This window comes from Bosea sp. AS-1, assembly GCF_002220095.1.
Classification (GTDB): domain Bacteria; phylum Pseudomonadota; class Alphaproteobacteria; order Rhizobiales; family Beijerinckiaceae; genus Allobosea.
The window spans coordinates 76,642-99,208 of the sequence record NZ_CP022372.1; the positions used below are offsets into that span (position 1 = coordinate 76,642).

19 protein-coding genes and 1 pseudogene are annotated in these 22,567 nt (G+C 64.6%); 7 read left to right on the top strand and 13 right to left on the bottom strand.

Annotation, left to right across the window (positions count from 1 at the left end; genetic code table 11):
• Window positions 1–42: 42 nt before the first annotated feature.
• The gene (locus tag CE453_RS02020; RefSeq protein ID WP_089173076.1) at window positions 43–435 is read right to left on the bottom strand and encodes a VOC family protein; all 393 of its coding nucleotides are present in this window, start codon (window positions 433–435) and stop codon (window positions 43–45) included.
• 345 nt (window positions 436–780) lie between these two features.
• Between CE453_RS02020 and CE453_RS02025 the strand changes: the two genes are divergently transcribed.
• Window positions 781–1,956 (top strand): pyridoxal-phosphate-dependent aminotransferase family protein, encoded by a 1,176-nt coding sequence (locus CE453_RS02025; RefSeq protein WP_089173077.1) that lies wholly within the window; start codon window positions 781–783, stop codon window positions 1,954–1,956.
• 114 nt (window positions 1,957–2,070) lie between these two features.
• Here the strand turns inward: CE453_RS02025 and CE453_RS02030 are convergent, their stop codons facing one another.
• Entirely contained in the window at window positions 2,071–2,685 is a 615-nt protein-coding gene (locus CE453_RS02030) for a hypothetical protein (RefSeq protein WP_089173078.1), read from the bottom strand.
• 145 nt (window positions 2,686–2,830) lie between these two features.
• Window positions 2,831–3,148 carry a hypothetical protein gene (locus CE453_RS02035; protein WP_089173079.1) on the bottom strand — a complete coding sequence of 106 codons (318 nt, stop codon included), beginning with the start codon at window positions 3,146–3,148 and terminating at the stop codon, window positions 2,831–2,833.
• Window positions 3,149–3,294: 146 nt separating this feature from the next.
• On the opposite strand from CE453_RS02035, the gene CE453_RS02040 reads away from it, so the two are divergent.
• The 3 genes from CE453_RS02040 to CE453_RS02050 are packed head-to-tail and all read left to right on the top strand — an operon-like array spanning window position 3,295 to window position 8,742.
• The gene (locus CE453_RS02040) at window positions 3,295–4,047 is read left to right on the top strand and encodes an ImuA family protein (protein WP_089173080.1); all 753 of its coding nucleotides are present in this window, start codon (window positions 3,295–3,297) and stop codon (window positions 4,045–4,047) included.
• Window positions 3,962–5,485 carry a Y-family DNA polymerase gene (locus CE453_RS02045; protein WP_089173081.1) on the top strand — a complete coding sequence of 508 codons (1,524 nt, stop codon included), beginning with the start codon at window positions 3,962–3,964 and terminating at the stop codon, window positions 5,483–5,485. The genes CE453_RS02040 and CE453_RS02045 overlap by 86 nt, the downstream gene beginning before the upstream one ends.
• Window positions 5,482–8,742: an error-prone DNA polymerase gene (locus CE453_RS02050; RefSeq protein ID WP_089173082.1), complete on the top strand. Its 3,261-nt coding sequence runs from the start codon at window positions 5,482–5,484 to the stop codon at window positions 8,740–8,742. Before CE453_RS02045 ends, CE453_RS02050 begins: the two co-directional genes overlap by 4 nt.
• A gap of 99 nt (window positions 8,743–8,841) precedes the next feature.
• Here the strand turns inward: CE453_RS02050 and CE453_RS02055 are convergent, their stop codons facing one another.
• A complete protein-coding gene (locus CE453_RS02055; protein ID WP_089173083.1) occupies window positions 8,842–9,318 on the bottom strand; it encodes an Hsp20 family protein in 477 nt (158 codons plus the stop codon).
• Window positions 9,319–10,184: 866 nt separating this feature from the next.
• Here CE453_RS02055 and CE453_RS29605 point away from each other — a divergent pair.
• From CE453_RS29605 to CE453_RS02075, 3 genes are all read left to right on the top strand, one after another.
• Window positions 10,185–10,616: a con-10 family general stress protein gene (locus tag CE453_RS29605; protein WP_472840971.1), complete on the top strand. Its 432-nt coding sequence runs from the start codon at window positions 10,185–10,187 to the stop codon at window positions 10,614–10,616.
• Between the two features lie 71 nt (window positions 10,617–10,687).
• Complete coding sequence (locus tag CE453_RS02070) at window positions 10,688–11,176, top strand: hypothetical protein (protein WP_089173085.1); 489 nt, start codon at window positions 10,688–10,690, stop codon at window positions 11,174–11,176.
• Between the two features lie 118 nt (window positions 11,177–11,294).
• Window positions 11,295–12,146: a glucose 1-dehydrogenase gene (locus CE453_RS02075; RefSeq protein WP_089173086.1), complete on the top strand. Its 852-nt coding sequence runs from the start codon at window positions 11,295–11,297 to the stop codon at window positions 12,144–12,146.
• Window positions 12,147–12,301: 155 nt separating this feature from the next.
• On the opposite strand, the gene CE453_RS02080 is transcribed toward CE453_RS02075, so the two are convergent.
• The 9 genes and pseudogenes from CE453_RS02080 to CE453_RS02120 all read right to left on the bottom strand — a co-directional run bounded on the left by CE453_RS02080 (window position 12,302) and on the right by CE453_RS02120 (window position 22,368).
• Window positions 12,302–12,676 carry a VOC family protein gene (locus CE453_RS02080; RefSeq protein ID WP_089173087.1) on the bottom strand — a complete coding sequence of 125 codons (375 nt, stop codon included), beginning with the start codon at window positions 12,674–12,676 and terminating at the stop codon, window positions 12,302–12,304.
• A gap of 253 nt (window positions 12,677–12,929) precedes the next feature.
• Window positions 12,930–13,303 (bottom strand): annotated as a pseudogene (locus CE453_RS02085) (VOC family protein).
• Between the two features lie 1,132 nt (window positions 13,304–14,435).
• Window positions 14,436–15,605 carry an alpha-hydroxy-acid oxidizing protein gene (locus CE453_RS02090; protein ID WP_089173088.1) on the bottom strand — a complete coding sequence of 390 codons (1,170 nt, stop codon included), beginning with the start codon at window positions 15,603–15,605 and terminating at the stop codon, window positions 14,436–14,438.
• The gene (locus CE453_RS02095; RefSeq protein WP_089177640.1) at window positions 15,605–17,320 is read right to left on the bottom strand and encodes a thiamine pyrophosphate-requiring protein; all 1,716 of its coding nucleotides are present in this window, start codon (window positions 17,318–17,320) and stop codon (window positions 15,605–15,607) included. The genes CE453_RS02090 and CE453_RS02095 overlap by 1 nt, the downstream gene beginning before the upstream one ends.
• A gap of 20 nt (window positions 17,321–17,340) precedes the next feature.
• Window positions 17,341–18,639: a TRAP transporter large permease gene (locus CE453_RS02100; RefSeq protein ID WP_089173089.1), complete on the bottom strand. Its 1,299-nt coding sequence runs from the start codon at window positions 18,637–18,639 to the stop codon at window positions 17,341–17,343.
• 4 nt (window positions 18,640–18,643) lie between these two features.
• Window positions 18,644–19,198 carry a TRAP transporter small permease gene (locus CE453_RS02105; RefSeq protein WP_198302235.1) on the bottom strand — a complete coding sequence of 185 codons (555 nt, stop codon included), beginning with the start codon at window positions 19,196–19,198 and terminating at the stop codon, window positions 18,644–18,646.
• A 67-nt stretch (window positions 19,199–19,265) separates the two neighbouring features.
• Window positions 19,266–20,321 carry a TRAP transporter substrate-binding protein gene (locus CE453_RS02110; RefSeq protein WP_089173090.1) on the bottom strand — a complete coding sequence of 352 codons (1,056 nt, stop codon included), beginning with the start codon at window positions 20,319–20,321 and terminating at the stop codon, window positions 19,266–19,268.
• Between the two features lie 85 nt (window positions 20,322–20,406).
• Window positions 20,407–20,916 carry a MarR family winged helix-turn-helix transcriptional regulator gene (locus CE453_RS02115; protein ID WP_089173091.1) on the bottom strand — a complete coding sequence of 170 codons (510 nt, stop codon included), beginning with the start codon at window positions 20,914–20,916 and terminating at the stop codon, window positions 20,407–20,409.
• A gap of 9 nt (window positions 20,917–20,925) precedes the next feature.
• Window positions 20,926–22,368 carry an aldehyde dehydrogenase gene (locus CE453_RS02120; RefSeq protein WP_089173092.1) on the bottom strand — a complete coding sequence of 481 codons (1,443 nt, stop codon included), beginning with the start codon at window positions 22,366–22,368 and terminating at the stop codon, window positions 20,926–20,928.
• Window positions 22,369–22,567 lie beyond the last annotated feature (199 nt).

Consider the following 22,567-nt stretch of genomic DNA (forward strand, 5'->3'; position numbering starts at 1 on the left):
GCTCCCTGCGCCTGGTCTGGTCGTGATTGAAATATCGCGCGCTCAGACGAGCGCGGACTGAATCTCGATCTGGTAGCCTTCGGGATCGTTGAAGACGAAAGCGCGGATCTTGAGCTCGGCGCTGCTTCGTGGCTCGCGCAATCCAGCTGGTCCGACCTCGCGGATATAGGCGTACCAGGCATCGACATCGGCGACGCGCATGCAGATCTGCACCGGCTTGATGTCGTTGGCGCGGTGGCTGCCGCGTCTCTCGTCGACGAGCCCCACATAACCGTTCGGTGTGACGCGATAGATCTTCGACCAGCCCTGGTCGATCTCCAGCGTCAGCCCGATCACGTCCTCGTAGAAGCGCATCGCGGCTGGCAGATCGCGATAATACAAAAAAGTGATGAGCTTCTCAGTCGCCGCATGGGCAGGCCGCACGGGTGAACTCATCGCATAAACCCTCGCTTTGCTTCCTCGCCGTTCATCGACGTGGCAACCCAGCCGCGCCCCAAACGTTATTGTTATTCCAACGGTATACCACGCGTATTTCATGTCAAGCAACGATATCAGTCACTCTCGCCTTGCCAGTTTTCGGGGCCAGCTGCGACGACAGCGGAGAGCTGAACCGGAGATACAGCTCGGACGCACCATAGAGAGATTTTTGGACACACTGACGGTCGAGTGCGCCCCCGCGTCATGCAGAGCGAGATGCCGGGCAATGCGCGCATGCGCTTGCCCGGGAAACGCGCTTGGCGGATTTCTGCTGTGGTGATTTTACCGTTCTGAGGATTCGGCATGTCGCTCGCTAATGGCCGGCCGCTGCTCGCCATGCCAGGCCCCACTAACATTCCCGATCGTGTGCTTCAGGCGATGATGCGGCCGGCTGAGGAACTCAGTTCCGACAGCATCGTCAGCCTGACCGAAACGGTTCTCTCCGATCTCAAGCGCGTCTTCCGGACTGGCGGCGAAACCTTCGTTTACGCCGCCAACGGCCATGGTGGATGGGAGGCGGCCTTCAGCAATGTTCTGTCGCGAGGCGACAGGGTTCTGGTGCTGGAAAGCGGCCGCTTCGCCGTCGGTTGGGGCGAGATGGCCCGCTTTATGGGCGTCGATGTCGAGATGCTCCCCGGCAGTTGGCGCCGGGCCGTCGATCCAGCCGCGGTCGAGGCCCGGCTGCGTTCTGACACGCAGCACACGATCAAAGCGGTGATGGTGGTCCAGATCGATACCGCAGCAGGCATCGTCAACGATATTCCGGCCATTCGCAGGGCCATCGACGCCGCCGGCCACCCCGCTCTGTTCATGGTCGATGCCATTGCCTCCCTCGGTTGCATGGAATTCGAGATGGATGCCTGGCGCATCGACATCAGCGTCTCAGCCTCGCAGAAGGGCCTCATGTCCTCGCCAGGCCTCGCCTTTGTCGCGGCCAACGAGAAGGCTCTTGCCGCGCACAAGCGCGCCGATCTGCGCACTGGCTATTGGGATTGGAGCGGCCGGATGAACGTGCTGGCCTATATGAAGCATTGCGGCACTGCGCCGGAGCATCTCCTCTTTGGACAGCGTGCTGCGCTCGACATGATCTTCGAGGAAGGGCTGGAGGCGATCTGGCGCCGCCACGCCGCCCTTGCCAAGGCGACGCATGCTGCCGTGGATCTCTGGTCGAGTGGTCAGGCTCTCACCTTCGGAGTGACTGATGGGGCAGACCGAGCGCCGTCTGTGACAGCTGTGTTAACGCCTGGCGTCGACGTAAGCGTCATCACAGCCTTCGCACGCGACGTCTGTGGCGTAACGCTCGGCCTCGGGATTGGAGATTATCACGGCAAGGCCTTCCGGATCGCCCACATGGGTCATTTCAACGCCGCGGCACTTATTGGAGCTCTCGGAGCCGTTGAGATGGCGCTTCAGGCCAAAGAAATCCCGCACGGCTCGGGTGGTGTGGCAGCCGCAATTGCCAGCTTAGCCGCCGCGTGAAAGAGACTGCGATCCTGCCGCATGAAGGACTTGAACAAATCAGGTGTCGCTCAACCCGACAGGTTCAGGCGACAGCTGAGTAGCTTTTTTACCCGCCCGTTCGGGGCGGCATACTCACCGAAGCAGACCTTCAGCCTCAAACTCTTCCCAGCCGTCGAGGCCGGTTTCCTGTTCGTCCGGGCCGGGCGCTGCCTCACGGGATTTGGCCGAACGCTTGCCCGCGCGCGTCAAAGCCGCTTTTCCAGCTGCTCGCCGCCGGTTCTCCGCTGTCGTTGCGATATCCTCTTCCCGCCAGATTTCCGGCAGGCCGCTATCGAGGACATGCTCGATGAAGCCTGGGGTGAACACGTGAAAAGTGACGGCCTTGGCCCGACCACGTAGCTTGACCGTCTTTGTCCCCGCGCTCTGGAGCCGGCCGTCGTCGAGCCACTTATGACGCTCGCGAGATGAAATGGAGAGAATATCCTCGGCCTCGCTGGGGAGGATTGGCAACTCGGCAATTTCGGCCAACATATCCGCTACGATCGCAGACAGAGCGTCAAACTCAACAGCTTCGGCGTCCGGCATGTGAAGGATCGCTTTGCCGGTTTCGACCGTGAAATGCTTCCGCATTGACCAAGGAAGCCGCCGCCTGATTTCGCGCTCGATTCCCTTGGCGCGGATCGACGACCCAAGGGTGGCCGTTGATGGAAGAGGCCACTCCGCGATGTGCGTTGAGATGCGCTTCACATAATGCTCTGCTCAGGATTGCGGGTCCGGAATTAATTGCATGGATCAATCGCGTGTTCCCAGCTTCTACATTCCTGGTGGCTGCGGCAAATACGTTGCTCCTTAGACGTGGGCGTCCTGAAGGTCGTCGATCCGCTGTGGGTGATCAGTTACCTCCCGACTTAAGCCACTCTTTTCGGAGCTTTTGTCGATCGAGTTGCGCTTCAGCGAGCTCCTCCCGGAGCCGTTTGTTCACGCCTTCCAATTCGGCGCGCAAGGTGCTTCGATCAAGTTCTGCAGGCATGGCTTCGCTGTTGACCGTCTGATCGAGAATATCTGCCAGCACGGTGTGAAGGAACTGGGAGCACTCCTCCTCGTTCTCCGGCGCTGGAACCAGGATCTGCGCCAGAAGGGCTAGCGCGAGCCCTCGCCAGGCGACCACCTCGTATGACTGCTGGACGATTTCGGTTGGATCCTCGGACATTTGGTTCTCCTGCTCGGATGCACAGGCTGCTTCTCGGCAACCTCCCGTCGCGTCGCTGTGTTCCCGCCAAACAACGAGCTTGACTCTCAGCCTCTCGCTGAGAACATAAGAGGAACATCAGGTGTCGTTCTAGCAGGTAAAGTCCGTTGCGGCCACAGCCGTTATTTCAGTCGCTCCGCGACCAGATCGAGCGGATCGAGGGCCGAGGCGCCCGCGGCCGGACGGTGCTGCCGTTCGGTATCGCGACGGTCGACTCACGCTTGCCTGGTGGAGGCCTCGCGCTAGGAGCACTGCATGAGGTCGCGGGCGGCGGCAACGGCGCGATTGACGGTGCAGCGGCGGCATTGTTCAGCGCCGGGGTTGCCGCGAGGAGTCGCGGCAAGGTGCTCTGGTGCCTCACCCGAGCCGATCTGTTCGCGCCGGCGATGGCGCAGGCGGGGTTGATCCCTGACCGCGTGATCTACGTCGAGGCCGGCGATGACAAAACGGTGCTCGCCTGCATGGAAGAGGGCCTGCGCCATGGCGGGCTGGGCTCCGTCGTCGGCGAGGTAGCCCGCTTGTCCATGACAGCGTCGCGTCGCCTTCAGCTCGCCGCGGAGGGGACAGGTGCTATCGGCATCGCGCTGCGACGATGGCGACGCGAGGTCGACGCCTCTGATTTTGGTCAGCCCACGGCGGCGATGACCCGATGGCGGGTTTCGGTGCTTCCATCGACAGCGCTGCCGGTGCCGGGGGTAGGGCGGTCACGCTGGCTTGTTGAATTGATTCGGGCCCGGGCAGGCGAAAGCGCAGATTTTGAGCTGGAGGCATGCGATGACACGGGTCGTCTCGGTCTTCCTCCCGAACTGGTCGATCGATCGGTTCCGGCGGATGGCTGGCGACGCGGCGCCTCCGCCTGAGGCACCGCTCGTCCTCATCGTTCGCGACGGAAGCAGGAGGTTGGTGCAGGCAGCGAACGCCGCTGCGCTTGCCGCCGGGCTCCGCGTCGGCACGCCGGCGACGAAAGCGCAGGCGCTTGTGCCTGGCCTGCTGGTCGAGGAGGCAAATCCCGCTGCAGATGCGCAAGAGTTGGAGCGGTTGGCGATCTGGCTGCACCAGCGCGTAGCCCCGATCGTTGCGCCGGACCCGCCCAATGGCATCGTCATCGACACGACGGGCGCCGACCGCCTCCATGGCGGTGAAGCCGATATGCTGACCGCCATCGTCGGCCGATTGGCCATGTCGGGCGTCGAGGCGAAGGCTGCCATCGCCGATAGCTGGGGCGCCGCCCACGCCCTCGCTCGCTACGTTTCGGGGTCGACCATCGTCTCTCCGGCCGGGCACAAGGGCCATCCGCTGCAGCTTCTACCGCTGGAATGTTTGCGGCTGCCAGCGAACATTGCTGCTGAGCTGCGGGTCCTCGGCTTCGAGACGGCTGGTGACCTGTTCACTCAGCCGCGTTCCCCGCTCATCTTGCGGTTTGGTCCCGAGATCGCCCGCCGATTGAGCCAGGCACTCGGTGAAATCGCAGAGCCAATCATCGCGATCCGGCCGCCTGACTTGGTCGAAGTTCGGCGCGCCTTTGCCGAGCCGATCGGCGCGCCGGAGACGATCGCGCGTTACGTCGGAAAGCTGGTTGCACAGCTCTGTGAGCGTCTCGAGGAGCGTGGCCTTGGCGCTCGGCGGCTCGATCTCGTTTGTCATCGCCTCGATGGCGGCCTTCAGACGGTTCGGGTCGGACTCGCTAAGCCGGTCTGTCAGGTCAAGCCGTTGACGCGGCTCCTTTGCGAGAAGATCGAGGTGATCGAGCCCGGGTTCGGCATCGAGATTATGGCTTTAGCGGCGACGCTCGCCGAGCCGCTCGAACGGAAGCAAGCCGTGAACTGCCTGGTCGAGGAGGCCTACGGTGACGTTTCCGGCCTCATTGACATCCTCGCCAACCGCGTAGGCGAGCGCGCTGTCTATCGCCTAACCCCTGTCGCCAGCGATGTGCCCGAGCGCTCAGTTCGTCGCGTGGCAGCGCTGACCGAGGAAACCGGCGCGGTCTGGCCCGGCCACTGGCCGCGGCCGGCGAGGCTGCTGCCGCGACCGGAGCCGGTCGAGACCATGGCGCTGCTGCCGGACCATCCGCCGGCCTGGTTCAGCTGGCGCGGCATCCGCCGGCGCGTCCGTCGCGCGGATGGGCCCGAGCGCGTGTTCGGCGAGTGGTGGAAGCGCGAAGCCGAGATGGAGGCTGTGCGCGACTATTTCCGGGTCGAAGATGATGCTGGTGAGCGCTACTGGCTGTACCGCGCCGGCGATGGCGAGAACGTCGCCACCGGATCGCACCGCTGGTTCCTACACGGTGTGTTCGGATGAGCGCCCGTTATGTCGAGCTGCAGGTCACCAGCCATTTCAGTTTTCTGCGCGGCGCCTCGTCGGCCGAGGAGCTCTTTGCCCAAGCAGCACTGCTCGGCATCGAGGCGCTCGCCGTCGCTGACCGCAATTCGCTGGCCGGGATCGTCCGAGCGCATGAGGCCGCAAAGACGACCGGCGTCAGGCTGATCGTCGGCTGCCGCCTCGATCTCACCGACGGCATGTCGCTGCTGGTCTATCCCACCGACCGGGCGAGCTATTCTCGGCTGTGCCGGCTCCTCTCCGTCGGCAAGGAGCGCGGGGGCAAGGGGCGATGCCACCTCGAATGGTCGGACGTCGCTGCCCATGCAGAAGCGCTGATCGCTGTCCTGATACCCGACCTGGCCGATGACGACTGTGCGTTTCGCCTCCGCCGACTCCGGGAAGGACTTGGCGACCGTGCCTATCTCGCACTGTCATTGCGGCGGCGGCCGAATGATCACCTTCGCCTGCATGAGCTATCGAACCTTGCTACCCAAATGCGCGTGCCCACGGTCGTGACCAACGACGTGCTCTTCCACGAGCCGGCACGGCGGATCCTGCAGGACGTCGTTACCTGCATCCGCCACAACGTCACGATCGACGCCCTCGGCGATCGGCGCGAGCGCCATGCCGACCGCTATCTGAAGCCGCCGGAGGAGATGCATCGGCTCTTCGCGCGCTATCCCGAGGCCTTGGCCCGGACGCTGCAGATCGCCGATCGATGCCGGTTCTCGCTCGACGAACTCGCCTATCAATACCCGGAGGAGCGCGACGATCCCACGCTGACATCGCAGGAGACCTTGGCCAAGCTAACCTGGGAGGGCGCTGCGCAACGCTATCCCGAGGGTCTGTCCGAAAGCGTCCGGGCAAGCCTGAACCACGAGCTGACGCTCATCGAGAGGCTCGGCTACGCGCCATACTTCCTAACAGTGAACGCGATCGTCCGTTTTGCCCGCTCGCGCGACATCCTCTGCCAAGGTCGTGGCTCGGCGGCAAACTCGGCCGTCTGCTTCGTGCTCGGTATCACCTCGATCGACCCGGGGCGCAACGACCTGCTGTTCGAGCGCTTCGTCTCGGAGGAGCGTCGTGAGCCGCCCGACATTGATGTCGACTTCGAGCATGAGCGCCGCGAGATCGTCATGCAGTGGGTGTTCGACACCTATGGCCGGGATCACGCGGCCCTGTGCTCGACCGTCATCCGCTACCGAACCAAAGGTGCCTTGCGCGACGTCGGCAAGGCGCTGGGCCTGCCCGAGGACCTGATCGGGACGCTCTCTTCACAGGTCTGGGCCTGGTCCGAGGAGGGCGTCGAGAAGCGACACGTCAAGGAGCTCAACCTCAACCTTGCCGACCGACGGCTGCGCCTGGCGCTCGATCTCGCCCGCCAGCTTCATGGCACCCCGCGACACCTCTCGCAGCATCCCGGCGGGTTCGTCCTCACGCATGACCGCCTCGACGACCTTGTCCCGATCGAGCCAGCGGCAATGGCTGATCGTCAGGTCATCGAATGGGACAAGGACGATATCGACGCGCTGAAGTTCATGAAGGTCGACGTCCTCGCGCTGGGCATGCTGACCTGCATGAAGCGAGGCCTGGACATGCTCGCCGATCACAAGGGTATCACGCTCGACCTGGCCTCCATCCCGGCCGAGGATCCACGGACCTACGCGATGATCCGGAAGGCCGACACGCTCGGCACATTTCAGATCGAGAGCCGCGCGCAGATGTCGATGCTGCCGCGGCTCAAGCCCCGCAGCTACTATGACCTGGTCGTGCAGGTCGCGATCGTGCGTCCCGGTCCCATCCAGGGCGACATGGTCCATCCCTATCTGCGCCGGCGTGAGGGCCGCGAGCCGGTCCATTATCCCAAGCCCGAGCTGGAGAAGGTTCTGGGCAAGACGCTCGGCGTGCCGCTCTTCCAGGAGCAGGCGATGCGCGTGGCGATCGAATGCGCCGGCTTCACGCCCGGCGAGGCAGACATGCTGCGCAAGAGCATGGCGACCTTCAAGTTCACGGGCGGCGTGTCGAAGTTCAAGGAGAAGCTCGTCGCCGGCATGGTCGCCAACGGTTACGAGGCCGAGTTCGCCGAGCAGACCTTCCGGCAGCTCGAAGGCTTCGGCTCCTACGGTTTCCCGGAGAGCCACGCGGCCTCCTTCGCTCTGATCGCCTACGCCTCGGCCTGGCTGAAGTGCTGGCATCCGGACGTGTTTTGCGCCGCGCTCCTGAACAGCCAGCCCATGGGCTTCTACGCGCCGGCGCAGATCGTGCGCGATGCCCGCGACCACGGCGTTGAGGTTCGGCCCGTGTGCGCGAACGCGTCTCGATGGGACTGCACGCTTGAGCCGACCGGCGATGAGAGGCAGTTCGCCGTTCGCCTGGGGCTCCGGATGGTGAAGGGTCTCGCCAACGGCCATGCCGCCGCGATCGTCACGGCCCGCGCCCGTCTACCATTCGAGTCGATCGAGGACCTCTGGCGCCGGGCTCGCGTCCCCGTCGCGGCTTTAGCCCAGATTGCCGAGGCGGACGGGTTCCGCCCCAGCCTCGGCCTGGCACGGCGGGAGGCGCTCTGGGCAATCCGGGTTCTGCGCGACGAGCCGCTGCCCTTGTTCGCGGCCACGGCGGATCGAAAAGCCGATGAAGCGCCCGAGCCTGCCATCGCGCTCCGGCCGATGGCGACCGGCGGAGATGTAGTGGAGGACTATCGCCATGTCGGGCTATCGCTTCGCGATCATCCAGTCTCCTTCCTGCGGGAGGATCTTCGGCGGAGGGGCATTGTCAGCTGTCAGGCCGCAATGGACGCGCGCGATGGACGCTGGCTGGAAGCCGCCGGCATCGTGCTTGTGAGGCAGCGGCCGGGCTCGGCCAAGGGCGTGATGTTCATCACCCTCGAAGACGAGAGCGGGATCGCCAATCTTGTCGTCTGGCCGAAAGTGTTCGAGCGCTTTCGCCGAACGATCCTGTCGGCCGGGATGGTCGCGGTGCGCGGACGCATCCAGCGTGAGGGAGAGGTCGTGCATCTGGTGGCACAAAGGCTCACCGACCTGTCTGCCGACCTCGCCGGCGTTGGCAAACAGGATCAGCCATTCCCGCTTCCTCACGGACGTGGAGACGAATTCCACCATGGCTCGCCAACCCCGGACCCCCGCGATCTACCGCCGAAAGGAATGCGGACGCGCGACATCTACATCCCGGATCTGCACATCGACACGATCAAGGTGAAGACGCGGGATTTTCGATGATCGGGCTGCCGCGGCTCTTACAGCTGCGCTTCGACGAACGTGTCGCCCAAGTCGCCGCGCTTATCCGCCCGGCGACTTGGGATCATTATGGCAGTCCTCTCAGGCGGCGCGTTTGTCCGATTCAATCTGCGGGGCCTCTCCACGCGTCGAGGTCGTGCCGCTTCCGATCTTGATCCGACGCGGCTTCATTTCCTCCGGCAGCTCACGCTTGAGATCGACCGTCAGCATTCCGTTTTCGAGGTTAGCGGCCACGATCTTGACATGATCCGCCAGCTCGAAGCGGCGCTGGAAGACGCGCTCGGCGATGCCGTGGTGCAAGTAGTGGCCGTTATCCTGGCCGGCCTTCTTTCCGGAGACGATCAGCAGGTTTGGCTCCTGCGTGATCGTGAGCTCGTCCTGCGAGAAGCCCGCGACGGCCATCGTGATGCGATAGTCGTCAGCACTCGTCTTGACGATGTCGTAGGGGGGCCAGTTTCCTGCCGTGTTCAAGCGGCTGGCTGTTTCAAGCGCTCCGAATATGCGGTCGAAGCCGATGCTCGACCGGTAAAGAGGAGAGAAATCAAAAACGCTGCTCATAACCACATCCTCCTTTGAGCAACATGGGTACAAGGTGAGCCACGCCGACGATATATCTTACGTCGGCTGACCGTCCGATCCCTTGAAAAGGCGATCGGCAGAAATCGATTTTGGAGCTGCTTGGCGGCTCTTCAAGGGGCTCCTTTCGATTTTTCTTGGCCTGCTTCGGCGCGTCCGCGAGGCTTGTCCGGCCAAACCGAGCGCCCAACGGGATCTGCCCCGCCAGCTTGGCGGGGCTTTTGCTATGTCATGATGATCGCGAGGATGAACGCGCTGGCTCCGGCCAGCATCGCCAGCGCTTTGAAGCGAGCCCAGTCGGCTTTGTCCAAATGCCGCCGGTACCGATGAGATGCGACGTGAGACACGTGAACCTCCTCATACGTAGACGAGGGTTCCGGGCGTGGCACTTCCGCTCGCGCCCTCATGGCCAAGCCGTTCGAAGACGTCACTGCTGTCGAGCTCAGCCAACGCACTCATGACCTCGTCGAAGCCAACTGGTCGAGCGGCGAAGTATGGATGTCGTAGTGCGGGACATGATTCCACGGCACACGCGTCGGACGCCCATGACGACAAGATTGCCCGCTTCTCGGCGTTTGAAAGCGCCTTGTCATTTAGCACATCGCGAGGTCGTTCATAAAATCGGCTCGGATGTAATAGCCGGTCAAGGGCTGCGTCTTTCGTGTCCGGGCGAGCGGGCGGTAAGGGCGCGGTCAATGGCTGGCTCATCGCTATGTCTCCATACGTTCCTTTCGATTGGCGCGGGTCGCGCGGCATGAATTTGGGTGGGGCAAGGGGAGCTTCAAGAGGCTCTTTAGACCTTGCCATCTGGCAAAATCGCGATCGGTCAGCTGGCCTGAAAGCAGGGCATGAAGGTGCACGGACCGAGCACGATTGATCCCTGTCCCGAGACCAAGAAACCGCGGCCGGCCGGTGGTGCCCGAGTCGCGGAGCTCATCACTGAAACGAAGTTGGAACAGCTCTGCGCCTCGGTCGTTCAGTCTAAGACCGATCAGTCGGTCAACTCACCTCAAACCGAGATTCTCCGGCTCCTCGGAGAGCAACCTATGGAGCGAGTGATGGCTCATAACCAAGGCTTCGCCAACAATCCCGACAAGGCCCGCGAGGCGGGCAAGAAGGGAGGCGAGCACGGCCAGCAGAACCAACGCGGGCAGCAGTCCGCGTCGAGTAGCGATCGCCACCAGAGCGGATCGCACGGCACCGAGCGTGGCGGATCGGGCAACTTTGCCAATGACCGCGAGCGCGCGTCGGAAGCAGGTCGCAAGGGCGGCCAGCACTAACCACCGTCGTAGTGCGAATTGGGTGGGCGGGTCCTTCGGGGCTCGCCCTTCTCGCAAACAGGGAGGCCAGAATGCTTCAAGTCCAGACGATCACCCGAACATACGAGACGTTCGAAGACGCGCGAAATGTCGTGGTCCGGCTGGCTGAGGCTGGCATTCAGCCTGAGAGGATCGGCCTGCTTGGACAGCAGGCTGGCGGTGACGACAATACGGCTGCGGCAGCGGGCGTCGGAGGTGCTGCGGGTGCTGCGACCGGGCTCGCACTGGGTTTGGGGGCCCTGACCATTCCGGGGGTGGGTCCGATCATTGCGACCGGCTGGTTCCTGTCCGGCGCGGTGACCGGCGCGTTGGCAGGAGGCGTTCTGGGCGCGCTGGTCGATGCCGGCGTACCAGCGAGTGACGCCGAACGTCACGCCAGCGAACACGCGCGGGGTCGGTCTGTGGTCTCTGTCCGTGTAGAAGAGCCCGACGTCGGGCTGGCAACGCAGATCATGGATGCCGCGATGCCCGTCGAAGCGGGTGAAGCTCCACAAACCGACCTCGCCAAGGTCGTGTCTTGACCCCATTCTCGGCCGCAAAGCGTCCGGGGAACTAGTCCTGGCCGAGGCAGTTCGTCGACAACGCGCTGGGGGGCGAGTGGCTGGCGGCTGCGCCGCGGCCCGACCCAAGGAACGCCAAATGTCCTCCAAAGACGCCATGATTCACGAAAGTGGCCTCCCGGGCCACGAATCCGCGCTGACGCCGAAGCCGGAATGGCAGCCGCGCTATCCGGGAAGTGATCGCCTCAAAGGAAAGGTCGCGCTCATCACGGGGGCGGACAGCGGCATCGGCCGCGCGGTTGCCGCGCTTTACGCTCGCGAAGGGGCGAACGTCGCGATCGTATACCTGAGCGAACATGACGATGCCAAAGAGACGGTGCGCATCGTTGAGCAGGAGGGTCGGCGAGCCATCGCAATCGCTGGCGATATCGGCGAGAAGTCGTTCTGCAAGACCGCCGTGTCCCGGACGATCGAGCAGTTCGGGCAGATCGACATTCTGGTCAACAATGCCGGCGAGCAGCACCCGGACAAGGATATCACCGACATCACCGAGGAGCAGCTTCGCCGCACTTTCCAGACCAACATCTTCGGGATGTTTTTCATGACGCAGGCGGCACGTCCGCATCTGAAAAGTGGCGCCGTCATCGTCAACTGCACATCGATCACCAGCTACCAGGGTTCCAGCGAGTTGCTCGATTACAGCTCGACGAAGGGCGCGATCACCTCGTTCACGCGAGCCCTTTCAGAGAACCTGGTTGGGAAGGGGATACGCGTAAATGCAGTTGCCCCAGGGCCGATCTGGACGCCTCTCAACCCGATGGGCGGAGCAAGCCCGGAGAAGCTGAAGCACTTTGGTGAGAGCACGCCGATGAAACGACCTGGTCAGCCGAACGAGGTTGCGCCGAGCTTCCTGTTCCTGGCATGCGACGATTCCAGCTACATGTCGGGCCAGGTGCTACACCCGAATGGTGGTACGGTTGTGAACGGGTAGGAGGACCGGATTGCCGACCAGCGCCGCCGAACGTCAGGCGAGCGTACACTCGATGCGGCAATGCCGCTCGAAGCGAGCGATTATCTCCGGAAGGCGACCTCTCGTAAGTCGTTTCCTGAAAGCGAAGGTCACATCAATCAGAGCAACCGCAGCACTTACTTGGTCGGTTGGGAGCGCACTGTCAGCTTGTTCCCATCAGGGTCGCGAAGGTATGCGACGAAGGCACCGTTGGGCCGCTCGCTCGGCGGGGTTTCGATCGATTTTCCGCCATGCGCCTCTCCGGCATCGTGCCAGGCCTGAACATACTCTCTGCTAGCCGCCGCGATGCCAATCGTGCCGCCGTTAGCGAAGGTGGCCGGATTGCCGTCGATTGGGGTCGTGATCATCAGCCTGCCGCCGCTGTGAGAGTAGATCAGCCTGCCTCTGGCATCCACCTCACCGGGCTGGCCTCCCAACGCGACGAATGTTGCGTCGTAGAAGGCCTTGGATCGCTCCAGGTCGTTGCTGCCGATCATGATGTGCGTGAACATGTTTCACTCCGAAAGGCCTGCGGGAGTTCGTCGGTGTCTACCCCTGCACCCTCTGAAAGCTGGTCACGATAGGAGCCGACGAGACGGTGTGCCACAGTCCTTCTACCGCCGTCACTGGACTTCTAAAGCTTCGGCCTTCTCCGCGGAGTCCGGATTTCTCGCCTCTTGGAGACCAAGAGTCCGATTTCTGGGGAAGGTCTGCGCGGAGAGACCACTATTTGCTGCGAACGGGTCACCGCGAGGCCGACTTTGGTTACTTCGTCGCCTGGGTGCGGGCGGTGAGCTTGTTGCCGTCGGGGTCGCGAAGGTAGGCCACAAAAGCTCCGTTCGGACGCTCGCTGGGTGGGCTCTCGATCGCTGTCCCGCCATGCGAGGTGCCGGCCTGGTGCCAAGCGAGGACATGGTCACGGCTCGCAGCGGCGATGCCAATTGTCCCGCCGTTGGCCGACGTCGCAGGATTGCCGTCAATCGGCTTCGTGATCATCAGCCGGCCGCCCTCGTGGCATAGATCAGCCGTCCTCGGGCATCCATCTCGCCGGGCTCCCCGCCCAGCGGGGCGAATGTGGCGTCGTAGAAAGCGCGAGCCCGCTCCAAGTCGTTGCTGCCGATCATGACGTGGGTGAACATGCTTCTCTCCAATGACCTGTGCCGGACGATATCAGGCGCGCGCGGAATGATCGGCTATCCGTGGCTCAATCTGCAGAAATACCGGTTTGCCCCTCAATCCCTCGGGCACGCCTTCGCAGACGGTAGCCGATTTTCCACTGTGGCGAGCACTAGGCTGAGTCAGGATTTTGCCGCTGTAGTCGGATTTGAGTCTGGCTTCTGCGGAAGTACTCTCCTTCGAGGTGATCTTTTTCCGTCAGCTGGGCTTCACGAGCCGAACTTTCTCGTGAAGCGATCGTCGGGTCGGTAGCATCCGTATCCTTGTGATCACGGGATTCCAGCTTGCGCAGGCGGCCCTGCCGAAATCAGCGGCCGCCTTCGGAACTGGAAATTCCCGTCGACCTGGCCGACGGTCCGTGCGGCCAACCTCCGGCATGCAATCCCCTGCCTCGAGGGCGTTTCGGCGGGCAAGCGCCGGGCTTCCGACCGCTCCGACTTGCTCAGCCATCGCCGAGGAGCTCGATCGAGATGATCGCGATACACCGGCCTAGCGCTCGACAAGCTCTTTCGCTGATCGGGGTCTGCTTTCTCCGGTCGGCGAAGCCACTGAGTCCGAGTTCTGCGGACAAACTCAGTGTCGGGATAGCTTTTCCAGTGAACTCAGGACGATGAATCACGCTTTCGCGTGATAGTCGATTTGAAGGTCTAGCACTCCGGCGATCGCCCAGCTGCGCGCGAGCAGTCAAGAGAGCATTCTTGGCCTCCTCAGCAGCGGATGAGCGGCGGTTCGAGGGAAAGGGCCAACGCGCGCGCTCCAGCCGAATGGGTCTGTCGCCTGCGGAGGCGCAGCGCTATCTCGGCTGCGCTGGAAGAACCGCTTTTCACGTCGCTCTAGCACCTTGAGTCAGGTTTTCCCGATCAATCAGAGATCTTGAGGCATGGTTCTGCTGCAATTTGCACGATAGGGGCTGTCTTCTCCGACATCCCGCGAACCTGGACGCGGGTCGTTAGGCGTTAAACGGGCCGAATGCCCGTGCCAGAGAAGCCCTGGAGAGCCAAATTTTGCGGGATTTTCCGATGAGTCAGGCTTCTGCGAAGGTCCCTAGATCGAGTCTCGCAACTGCGTTTCGCGAGTCAGAGAATATCAAATGCCTTAAGGCCAGACCCATTGATATTGCGAGGAAATCCCTGCAGAGAGAGTCAGAGATTTATGTTCCCCCACACAAACGGCAGACCGGACGTTCAGATTCGGCAGCCCCATCAAGGCCTGCGTCCGGTCGATCTCGGATTGCAGCAGCTTCACCACCTCGACGACGCCGTCCTCTCCGCCAACCGCGAGGCCATAGAGGGCGGCGCGGCCGATCATCACGGCATCGGCACCGGCCAGGCGCGCCTTGACGATATCCGTGCCGCGTCGGATGCCGCTGTCCAAGAGGATGGGGAGGCCCGGCGAGACCGCCTCCTCGAGCTGCGAGAGTGGTGCCGGGGCGGCATCGAGCTGCCGGCCGCCATGATTCGACAGCACGATGCCATCGACGCCGATCTCGGCCGCGCGGCGGATATCGGCTGGGTGGAGGATGCCCTTGACCAGCAGCGGGCGCGGCCAGCGGTCGCGCAGCCGGGCGAGATCGTCCCAGGAAAAGCTCGCATCCATGTTGCGCGACAGCAGCGCCGCCTGGACGTTCGGATCTTTCGAGGCGGCACCGCCGAGATTGCCCATCGCTGGCGCGCCATGGCGCCCGACGCTCCAGAGCCAGCGCGGATGGCAAGCGATATCGAGCAGCGTATCGGGCCGCAGCCGGAAGGGCATGACGAAGCGATTGCGCAGGTCACGCTCGCGCTTGCCGCCGACCGGGACGTCCACGGTCAGGACGAGCTGGCTTGCGCCGGCCGCAAAGGCACGGTCCACCAGCTCGTCGGCCAGGGCGCGATGCATGACATAGAGCTGGAACCAGAATTCGGCGCCTGTGGCCGCCACCTGCTCGATCGATGCATTCGACGCCGTCGAGAGCGTGAACGGAATGCCTAACCGCCGGGCGGCCCGCGCGAGTTTCAGATCGCCCTCGTGCCAGAAGAGGCCGTTCAAGCCGGTCGGCGCGATGACGATCGGCGTCGGCAGTCTTTTGCCGAGCCAGCCGACGGACTGATCGCGCTGTGCCACCGGGTTCAGGACGCGCGGCGTCAGGATCGGGTCCTCGAAGGCGGCGCGGTTGCGGCGCAGCGCGATCTCGTCCTCCGCGCCGCCGTCGAGATAGTCGAAGACGAAGCGCGGCAGCCGCCTGCGAGCGGCCGCGCGATAATCCTCGACATTGACGAGCGGCATCAGCGCGCGATCCGGATCTCGACCAGCGCCTGGCGGCGATGCACCGTGACCTGCTCGATCGCCGCCCGAAGCGCGTTCGCCAGCTCGTCATGGCTCGCGACGCGGGCCGTCCAGGCGCGGCTCGCCTCGGCAACACGGGTGAAGTCAGGCGTCGGCGCGAGCGAGACCAGCGGCATCTCGTTGCTGGAGGCAGCGTAACCCTCCGGGTAGACGCCCGTCACCGACTGCCGCACCGCGCCCCATTCCTCGTTGTTCAGCACGAGGACCAGCAACGGGATCGCCATTGCCTCGGCGATCTGGTGGCAGGCGACGGGGTTGGCGAACATGTAGGAGCCATCGCCCATCGTCGCGATCACGAGCCGCTCGGGCTGGGCGAGCTTGTAGCCCAGCCCGGTCGGGAACGACCAGCCAAGCCCACCCGAATGCGGCTCCTGATACCAGGAGCCCGGCTCGCGCAGCGTCAAGGGTTCCAGCGGCGCCCCGAGTTCCGACAGGATCGTGGCGGGCGTGTCGCCGAGCACCTCGGACAGGCACTGGCTGACGAAATCCTTGGTCATCAGCTCGCCACGCGGCGTGCGCGCATTGCGCAAGACCTCTTCGCGCCGCCTGGCGGCAGCGGCGGCGACCTTTTTGCGACGAGCCTCGCGCTTCTCGCCCGTCCCCTCGCAGGCGGGACGTGCCGCTGCTTCGAGCGCCACGATGACCCCGCCGGTCTCGCCCGGCAGCGACAGATCGGCCTGGAAATTGCGGATCGGGAAGCGGGAATAGAGCGGGTCCTGTCCGATATGCACGACCTTGCAGTCCGCCGGCAGCTTATGGATGTCGGGCGACCAGGGCGCGAGGCAGTCGATCACCAGCACGAGATCGGCCTCGGCGAGCCAGGGGCCCGGATCGACACCGACCGACATCGGATGGTCAGTCGCGATGCCGAGCTGGATCGCCCAGTACTGGCAGACGGGGATGCCCCAGTCCTGCGCCAGCCGCGACAGCGCCGCAAACCCCTCCGCATCCCCGGCGCCGCGCTGCACGATGATCAGCGGCCGCTCAGCCTCCCGCAGCAGCGCGGCGGCCTGATCGATATCGGCCGCGCGAGGGGCCAGGGTTGCCGGAGCGATCCTGCTCGGCCTCTCCAGTTCATCGGCCGGGCAGGGTTCGCACAACACCTCGCGCGGCAGGCTGAGATAGACCGGGCCGCGCGGTAGCGACGTCGCGATGGCATGGGCGCGGTCGACCACGTCGACAGCCTGCTCCGGGAACTTCAGCTCGTAATCCCATTTGGTGCATTCGCGGATCATCGCGGCCTGGTCGCGCATCTCCTGTCCCCAGCTGATCGGGACGGTGCGCGCGCCGAGGCGGCCCTGCTCGACCACCGGCGTCCGGCCCGAGAAGATCAGGACGGGGATATGTTCGGTCGCCGCGTTGATCGCGCCGATCGCGCAATTCGCCAGGCCGACATTGGTGTGCGCCATCACGGCCTGAGCGCGGCCGGTCGCGAGGTAATAGCCATGCGCCATGCCCATCGCCGCGTTCTCGTGCGGGATGACGATCGCGGTCGGCAGGGGGATATGCTTGGCCTTGGCTTCCGCGAGCCCCTCGATGATCGGCGGGAAGTCCGTGCCGGAATTGGCGAAGATGTAGTCGACACCGACCGCCTTCAGGCGGGCGAGGATGGCGCCGCCTGCGGTGATGCCGGGTTTCTTGGTTTCGGTCTGCATGAACGGACTCTGGATGGTGATCACATCTGGCTCGGAAGCCAGGTGGCGAGGATCGGGAAGGCGACGAGGATCGCCAGGCGGATCAGATCCGTGACGATGAAAGGCGCGACGCCGCGGAAGATCGTCGAGAAGCTGAGATCGCCGATGACGCTCTTGATGACGAAGACATTCATGCCGACTGGCGGATGGATCAAGCCGAGCTCGACCGTCATGACGATGATGACGCCGAACCAGATCGGATCGAAGCCGAGCGCCGTGATGACCGGGAAGATGATCGGCACGGTGAGGATGATCATCGCCATCGCATCCATCAGGCAGCCGAGGACGATGTACATCAACAGGATCAGCAGCAGCACGCCATAGCGGCCGATGCCGAGCCCGGTCATGAACTCGGTGATCTTCTGCGGCGTACCGGTGATGGTGAGGAAATAGCCGAAGATCAGCGCACCGATCAGCACCGTGAACACCGCCGCGGCGGTGCGCGTCGCCTGCAGCAGCGATTGCAGGATCGCCTCCCGCGAAAGCTTGCGGCGCGCCATGCCGATGATGAAGGCGCCGCCCGCGCCGACGCCGCCGGCTTCGGTGGGGGTGAACAGGCCGCCATAGAGACCGCCGATCACGAAGACGAAGAGCAGAAGCGGGGCCCAGACCTCGCCCAGCGCCCGGACGCGATCGCGCAGCGGCAGCTTCGGCCCCGCCGGCAGAAGGCCTGGCCGGGCGATGCCGATCAGCGCAATCGTGGCCATGTACATCATCACCGCGATCAGCCCGGGCACCACGCCGGCCATGAACAGGCGCGAAATGTCCTGCTCGGTGATGATCCCGTAGACGACGAGCACAGTCGAAGGCGGGAACATCGCGCCGAGCGTGCCACCGGCGGCGATCGTGCCGGCGGCGAAGGATTTCGGATAGTTGTGCCGGCGCATCTCCGGATAGGCGATCGTCGAGAAGGTGGCGGCCGTCGCGACCGAGGAGCCGGAGATCGCGGCGAAACCGCCGCAGGCGGCGATCGTGGCGAAGCCGAGCCCGCCGCGGGCATGGCCGATCACGGCATTGGCGGCGCGAAACAATTCCCGGCTCATCCCGGAATTGGACACGAAGGCGCCCATCAGCAGGAACATCGGGATGACGCCGAAGGTGTAGTCGGTGACCGTGCGCATCGAGGTCTGGCCGATGAGCTTCAGAGCCGGGCCGAAGCCGGTGATCAGGCCGAAGCCGACCACGCCGACGAGACCCATCGCCATGCCGACAGGCACGCGCAGCAGCATCAGCGCGAAAAGGAGGACGAAGCCGCCGATGGCGACGAGATCTGGTGACATCGGTCTACTCGACGGGCTCGAGGGAATGCGCCTCGTTCACCCGTTCCGGATGGAAGATGAGGCGGAAGGTGCGCACCGCGATCAGGATCACGGCCGAGACGTCGCCCAGCCAGGCCAGCGCGAAGAACGGCCAGGTCGGCAGGTGCAGGTCGTAGGTCAGGACGTTCTGCGCCTTGGTCGCCACGACCTTGTCGAAGAGCATGATCGTCTGCACCGAGACGACCAGCAGCAGGACGAGCGTGGCGAAGACGTCGATCAGCCGCTTGGCGCGCGGCTTGGCGATGTCCCAGATCAGATCGACGGTGATGTGGGTGCCGCGATAGCTCGTCGCCGCGATGCCCCAGAAGATCAGGATGCCGAGGAAGAGCCGGCCGAAATCATAGCCGTCGGGAATCGAGACGGAGAAGAAATAGCGCAGCAGGACGGAGATGAAGATATCGGCCGCGACGAGGCCGACGAAGCCGGCTGCGATCCATTCGATGCCTTCGATGAACCTGTCCATGGCGTTCTTGGGCCGCTGCGGTTCGGCGGGCGGCCGAAGGCCTGCGTCGTCGCTCATGACGTCGCTCCTCTCGACAAGGGGAATGGCCGGCACGGCTCGCGACGGAGCCGCGCCGGGTGAGGTCTCAGAAGCTGGCCTGGGCTTCCTGGAGCTTGGCCTTGAGCTCGCCGAGGATCGCCTCCGGATCGCCACCGACCTTCTTCACGCTCTCGGCCCAGCGCTCCTGCAGAGGCTTCACGGCGGCCCGCCAGGCATCGATCTGCGCGGCATCGAGCTCCACCACCTCGTGGCCCGGGGCCTTCTTCATCCGCTCGCGGCCAGCGAACTCGAAGTCGGTCCAGGGCGCGGAGAGTTTGGCGGCCCAGGCATTGTTGCAGTGGTCGTCGATGACCTTCTTCTGCGCCGCCGAGGCGCCGTCATAGGTCGCCTTGTTCATCGTCCAGGTGTAGGCCGTGGTGTAGAGCGGCACGTCGAGGCTGAACTTCGTGACCTTCTCGATGCCGAACAGGAAGATCGAGTTCCACGGGAAGGTGATGGCGTCGGCCACGCCGCGCTCCAGCGCATCCCGCGATTCCGGCGCCGAGGCCTGGACATTGGTGCCGCCCAACGTCGTCACCATCTCGCCGACCGTGACCTGGGCGGGGCGGACCTTCAGCCCTTTCACGTCGCCGGGCAGGACGATCTTCTTCTTGGAGTGGAAGGTGCCCGGATCATGGACGAAGGCGAGGCAGAAATGCGTGTCGCCCATCTCCTTGGGCGCATATTTGCGGTACCAGGCGTCGACGGCGAGCGAGCCGCCCTTGGCGTTGCTGACCGTGAAGGGAAGCTGCGCCGCATTGATGATCGGGAACCGGCCGGGCTGGTAGCCGGGGCTGACATAGCCGACATCGGCGATGCCGTCGCGAACCATGTCGTAATGGTCGAAGGCCTTGCCAAGTTGCTCGGCGGGGAAGACCACGCCCTTGATCGTGCCGCCGGACTGCTTCTCCATGTCGGCCGCCCAGTCCTTCGCGGCCTGGACCAGCGGATGGGCCGGCGGAACCCAAAGCGAAATCTTCAGAGTGATCGTCTTGTCCTGCGCCTTCGCACCAGGCGCCGCGGCGAGGCCCGCCCCGGCGAGAATGGTCCCGAGCGCCAGCATCGCGGCCCTGCGGGACGAGATCCGTCTCGTCGTCTTCATGCTATGTCCTCCGTTGTGTTTCCTCGGCGGGCCTTGCCGCCTTCTTTCCCGTCTCGCGCGGGTTTGGGCCCTGGCGGCCGCTGCATCAGGTCGGTGAGCCGTTCTCGTCTCCAAGTTCCGAGGCGATCCGGCGCAGGATTTCGATGAAGCGTGCCTTGTCGGCACCGACGATGGCGTCGAGCCTTTCGTCATGGGCATGGGCGATGCGCCGCAGTTTCTCCAGCATGGCCTCGCCCTCGGCGGTGAGCCGCACGCCGTAGCTGCGCTGGTCGGCGCGGTTGCGCCGGCGGGAGATGAGGCCACGCGCGTTGAGGAGCTTGATCGTGCTGGTCAGGGTCGAGCGATCACGGCCCACTAGCCGGCTAATATCACTCGGCGGGAGGCCCGGATTCTCGGCGATGATGGTCAGAAGCGTGTACCAGCCAGGCTTCAGATCCTCGGCCCCCGCCCCCTTGCGGATCGCCTGGAAGGAGGACTCCTGGGCGATGCGCAGATAGTAGCCGATCAGGTCGTGGAAGCTGTCCGGGATCTGGAGTTCCGGACGCTCCGCAGCGCCGGTCCGTTCGGCGGGCTTGGCGGGGGGCGAGGAGGCCATGTCGCGCTTTCAGAAGGGGTAGTGCTGGGGGCCTTCGATGGTGATCCATCGCAGGTCGGTGAACTCGGCAATGCCAGCCTTGCCGCCGAAGCGGCCATAACCCGAGGCCTTGACGCCGCCGAACGGCATCTGGGCCTCATCCGCGACCGTCGGTCCGTTGATATGGCAGATGCCCGTTTCCAACCGGCGCGCCACCTCCATCGCCCGCTGGACGTCGCGTCCGAACACGGCCGAGGACAGCCCGTATTCGGTGTCGTTGGCGACGCGGATCGCCTCCTCGACGCCCCTGACCCGAATGACGCTCTTGGCCGGGCCGAAGGATTCCTCGCTGTAGATGCGCATCTCCGGCGTGACACGGTCGATAACGGTCGCGGTCACGATCGTGCCTTCGCGCGTGCCGCCGGCCCGGATCTCGGCGCCCTTGGCCCTGGCGTCGGCGACCAGCGCCTCAATCTTCTCCGCGGCCGCCTCGCTGACCAGCGAGCCGAGCACCACCGGGCCGCGCGGATCGCCAGCCGGCAGGGCGGCCGCCCGGGCCGCGAACTTCGCGACGAAGGCGTCGGCGATCGTTTCGTCGACGATGATGCGCTCCGTCGACATGCAGATCTGGCCCTGGTTCATGAAGGAACCGAAGATCGCGGCATCCACCGCCGCATCGAGATCGGCGTCATCGAGCACGATCAGGGGCGCCTTGCCGCCGAGCTCGAGCAGCACCGGCTTGAGATGGCGCGCCGCCGTCTCCGCGATGATGCGCCCGACGCGGGTGGAGCCCGTGAAGTTGATGCGCTTCACCGCGGGATGGACGATCAGGGCCTCGACCACCGCCGCAGCGTCGGCCGGCGCGTTGGTGACGACGTTGATGACGCCCTTCGGCAGGCCCGCATCGCGCAGAACTTCGCCGATCATGCGCTGGGTCGCCGGGCAGAGCTCCGAAGCTTTCAGCACCACCGTGTTGCCGCAGGCGATCGGCAGCGCCACGGCGCGGGTGCCGAGGATCACCGGCGCGTTCCACGGCGCGATGCCGACGCAGACGCCGGCCGCCTGGCGGATCGCGAGCGAAAGGCAGCCCGGCTTGTCAGAGGGGATGACCTCGCCGCCGATCTGGGTGGTCATCGCCGCGGCCTCGCGCAGCATATTGGCGGCCAGCGTCGCATTGAACCGGCCCCAGGGCGTGGTCGCGCCGGTCTCGCGCGTCATCGTCGCGGCGAAATCGTCGGCGCGTGCGGCCATCAGATCCGCCGCCTTGAGCAGCAGCGCGCGCCGCGCCGTCGGGGGCGTCGCGGACCAGGCTGGAAAGGCCGCGGCCGCGGCCTCGACCGCGCGCACCGCATCGTCGACACCACCGGCAGCCGCGCGCGAAGCGACATCGCCGCGGACCGGATCCCTGCGCTCGAAGGCGCCACCGGCACGCGCCGGCACATCCTCATTATCGATGAGGAGCCCAATATCCATCGCGTTTCTCCCTTGGCCGGCGGCTTGGCCGCTTCGGCAGGCATCGAAGCCTCGTTAACCCGAACTAAGCGCAGAATCGGATCACGCGCAAGATGATTTGATATCCAATCATTGGACATCAAACTCTGACCCGCAGCGCTGCATGCCTCGGGAAGCGAATGTCTCAGCGGCGCGACAGCGGTCCTGCCGACGAGACGGC

Bases quoted from the DNA above. Each gene is read 5' to 3' on its own strand.
- CE453_RS02080 (WP_089173087.1), bottom strand. From the start codon at position 12,676: ATGTTCACGCACATCATGATCGGCAGCAACGACCTGGAGCGATCCAAG.
- CE453_RS02025 (WP_089173077.1), top strand. From the start codon at position 781: ATGTCGCTCGCTAATGGCCGGCCGCTGCTCGCCATGCCAGGCCCCACT.
- CE453_RS29605 (WP_472840971.1), top strand. From the start codon at position 10,185: ATGAAGGTGCACGGACCGAGCACGATTGATCCCTGTCCCGAGACCAAG.
- CE453_RS02090 (WP_089173088.1), bottom strand. From the start codon at position 15,605: ATGCCGCTCGTCAATGTCGAGGATTATCGCGCGGCCGCTCGCAGGCGG.
- CE453_RS02035 (WP_089173079.1), bottom strand. From the start codon at position 3,148: ATGTCCGAGGATCCAACCGAAATCGTCCAGCAGTCATACGAGGTGGTC.
- CE453_RS02045 (WP_089173081.1), top strand. From the start codon at position 3,962: ATGACACGGGTCGTCTCGGTCTTCCTCCCGAACTGGTCGATCGATCGG.
- CE453_RS02110 (WP_089173090.1), bottom strand. From the start codon at position 20,321: ATGAAGACGACGAGACGGATCTCGTCCCGCAGGGCCGCGATGCTGGCG.
- CE453_RS02075 (WP_089173086.1), top strand. From the start codon at position 11,295: ATGTCCTCCAAAGACGCCATGATTCACGAAAGTGGCCTCCCGGGCCAC.
- CE453_RS02105 (WP_198302235.1), bottom strand. From the start codon at position 19,198: ATGAGCGACGACGCAGGCCTTCGGCCGCCCGCCGAACCGCAGCGGCCC.
- CE453_RS02115 (WP_089173091.1), bottom strand. From the start codon at position 20,916: ATGGCCTCCTCGCCCCCCGCCAAGCCCGCCGAACGGACCGGCGCTGCG.
- CE453_RS02050 (WP_089173082.1), top strand. From the start codon at position 5,482: ATGAGCGCCCGTTATGTCGAGCTGCAGGTCACCAGCCATTTCAGTTTT.
- CE453_RS02120 (WP_089173092.1), bottom strand. From the start codon at position 22,368: ATGGATATTGGGCTCCTCATCGATAATGAGGATGTGCCGGCGCGTGCC.
- CE453_RS02100 (WP_089173089.1), bottom strand. From the start codon at position 18,639: ATGTCACCAGATCTCGTCGCCATCGGCGGCTTCGTCCTCCTTTTCGCG.
- CE453_RS02020 (WP_089173076.1), bottom strand. From the start codon at position 435: ATGAGTTCACCCGTGCGGCCTGCCCATGCGGCGACTGAGAAGCTCATC.
- CE453_RS02055 (WP_089173083.1), bottom strand. From the start codon at position 9,318: ATGAGCAGCGTTTTTGATTTCTCTCCTCTTTACCGGTCGAGCATCGGC.
- CE453_RS02070 (WP_089173085.1), top strand. From the start codon at position 10,688: ATGCTTCAAGTCCAGACGATCACCCGAACATACGAGACGTTCGAAGAC.
- CE453_RS02095 (WP_089177640.1), bottom strand. From the start codon at position 17,320: ATGCAGACCGAAACCAAGAAACCCGGCATCACCGCAGGCGGCGCCATC.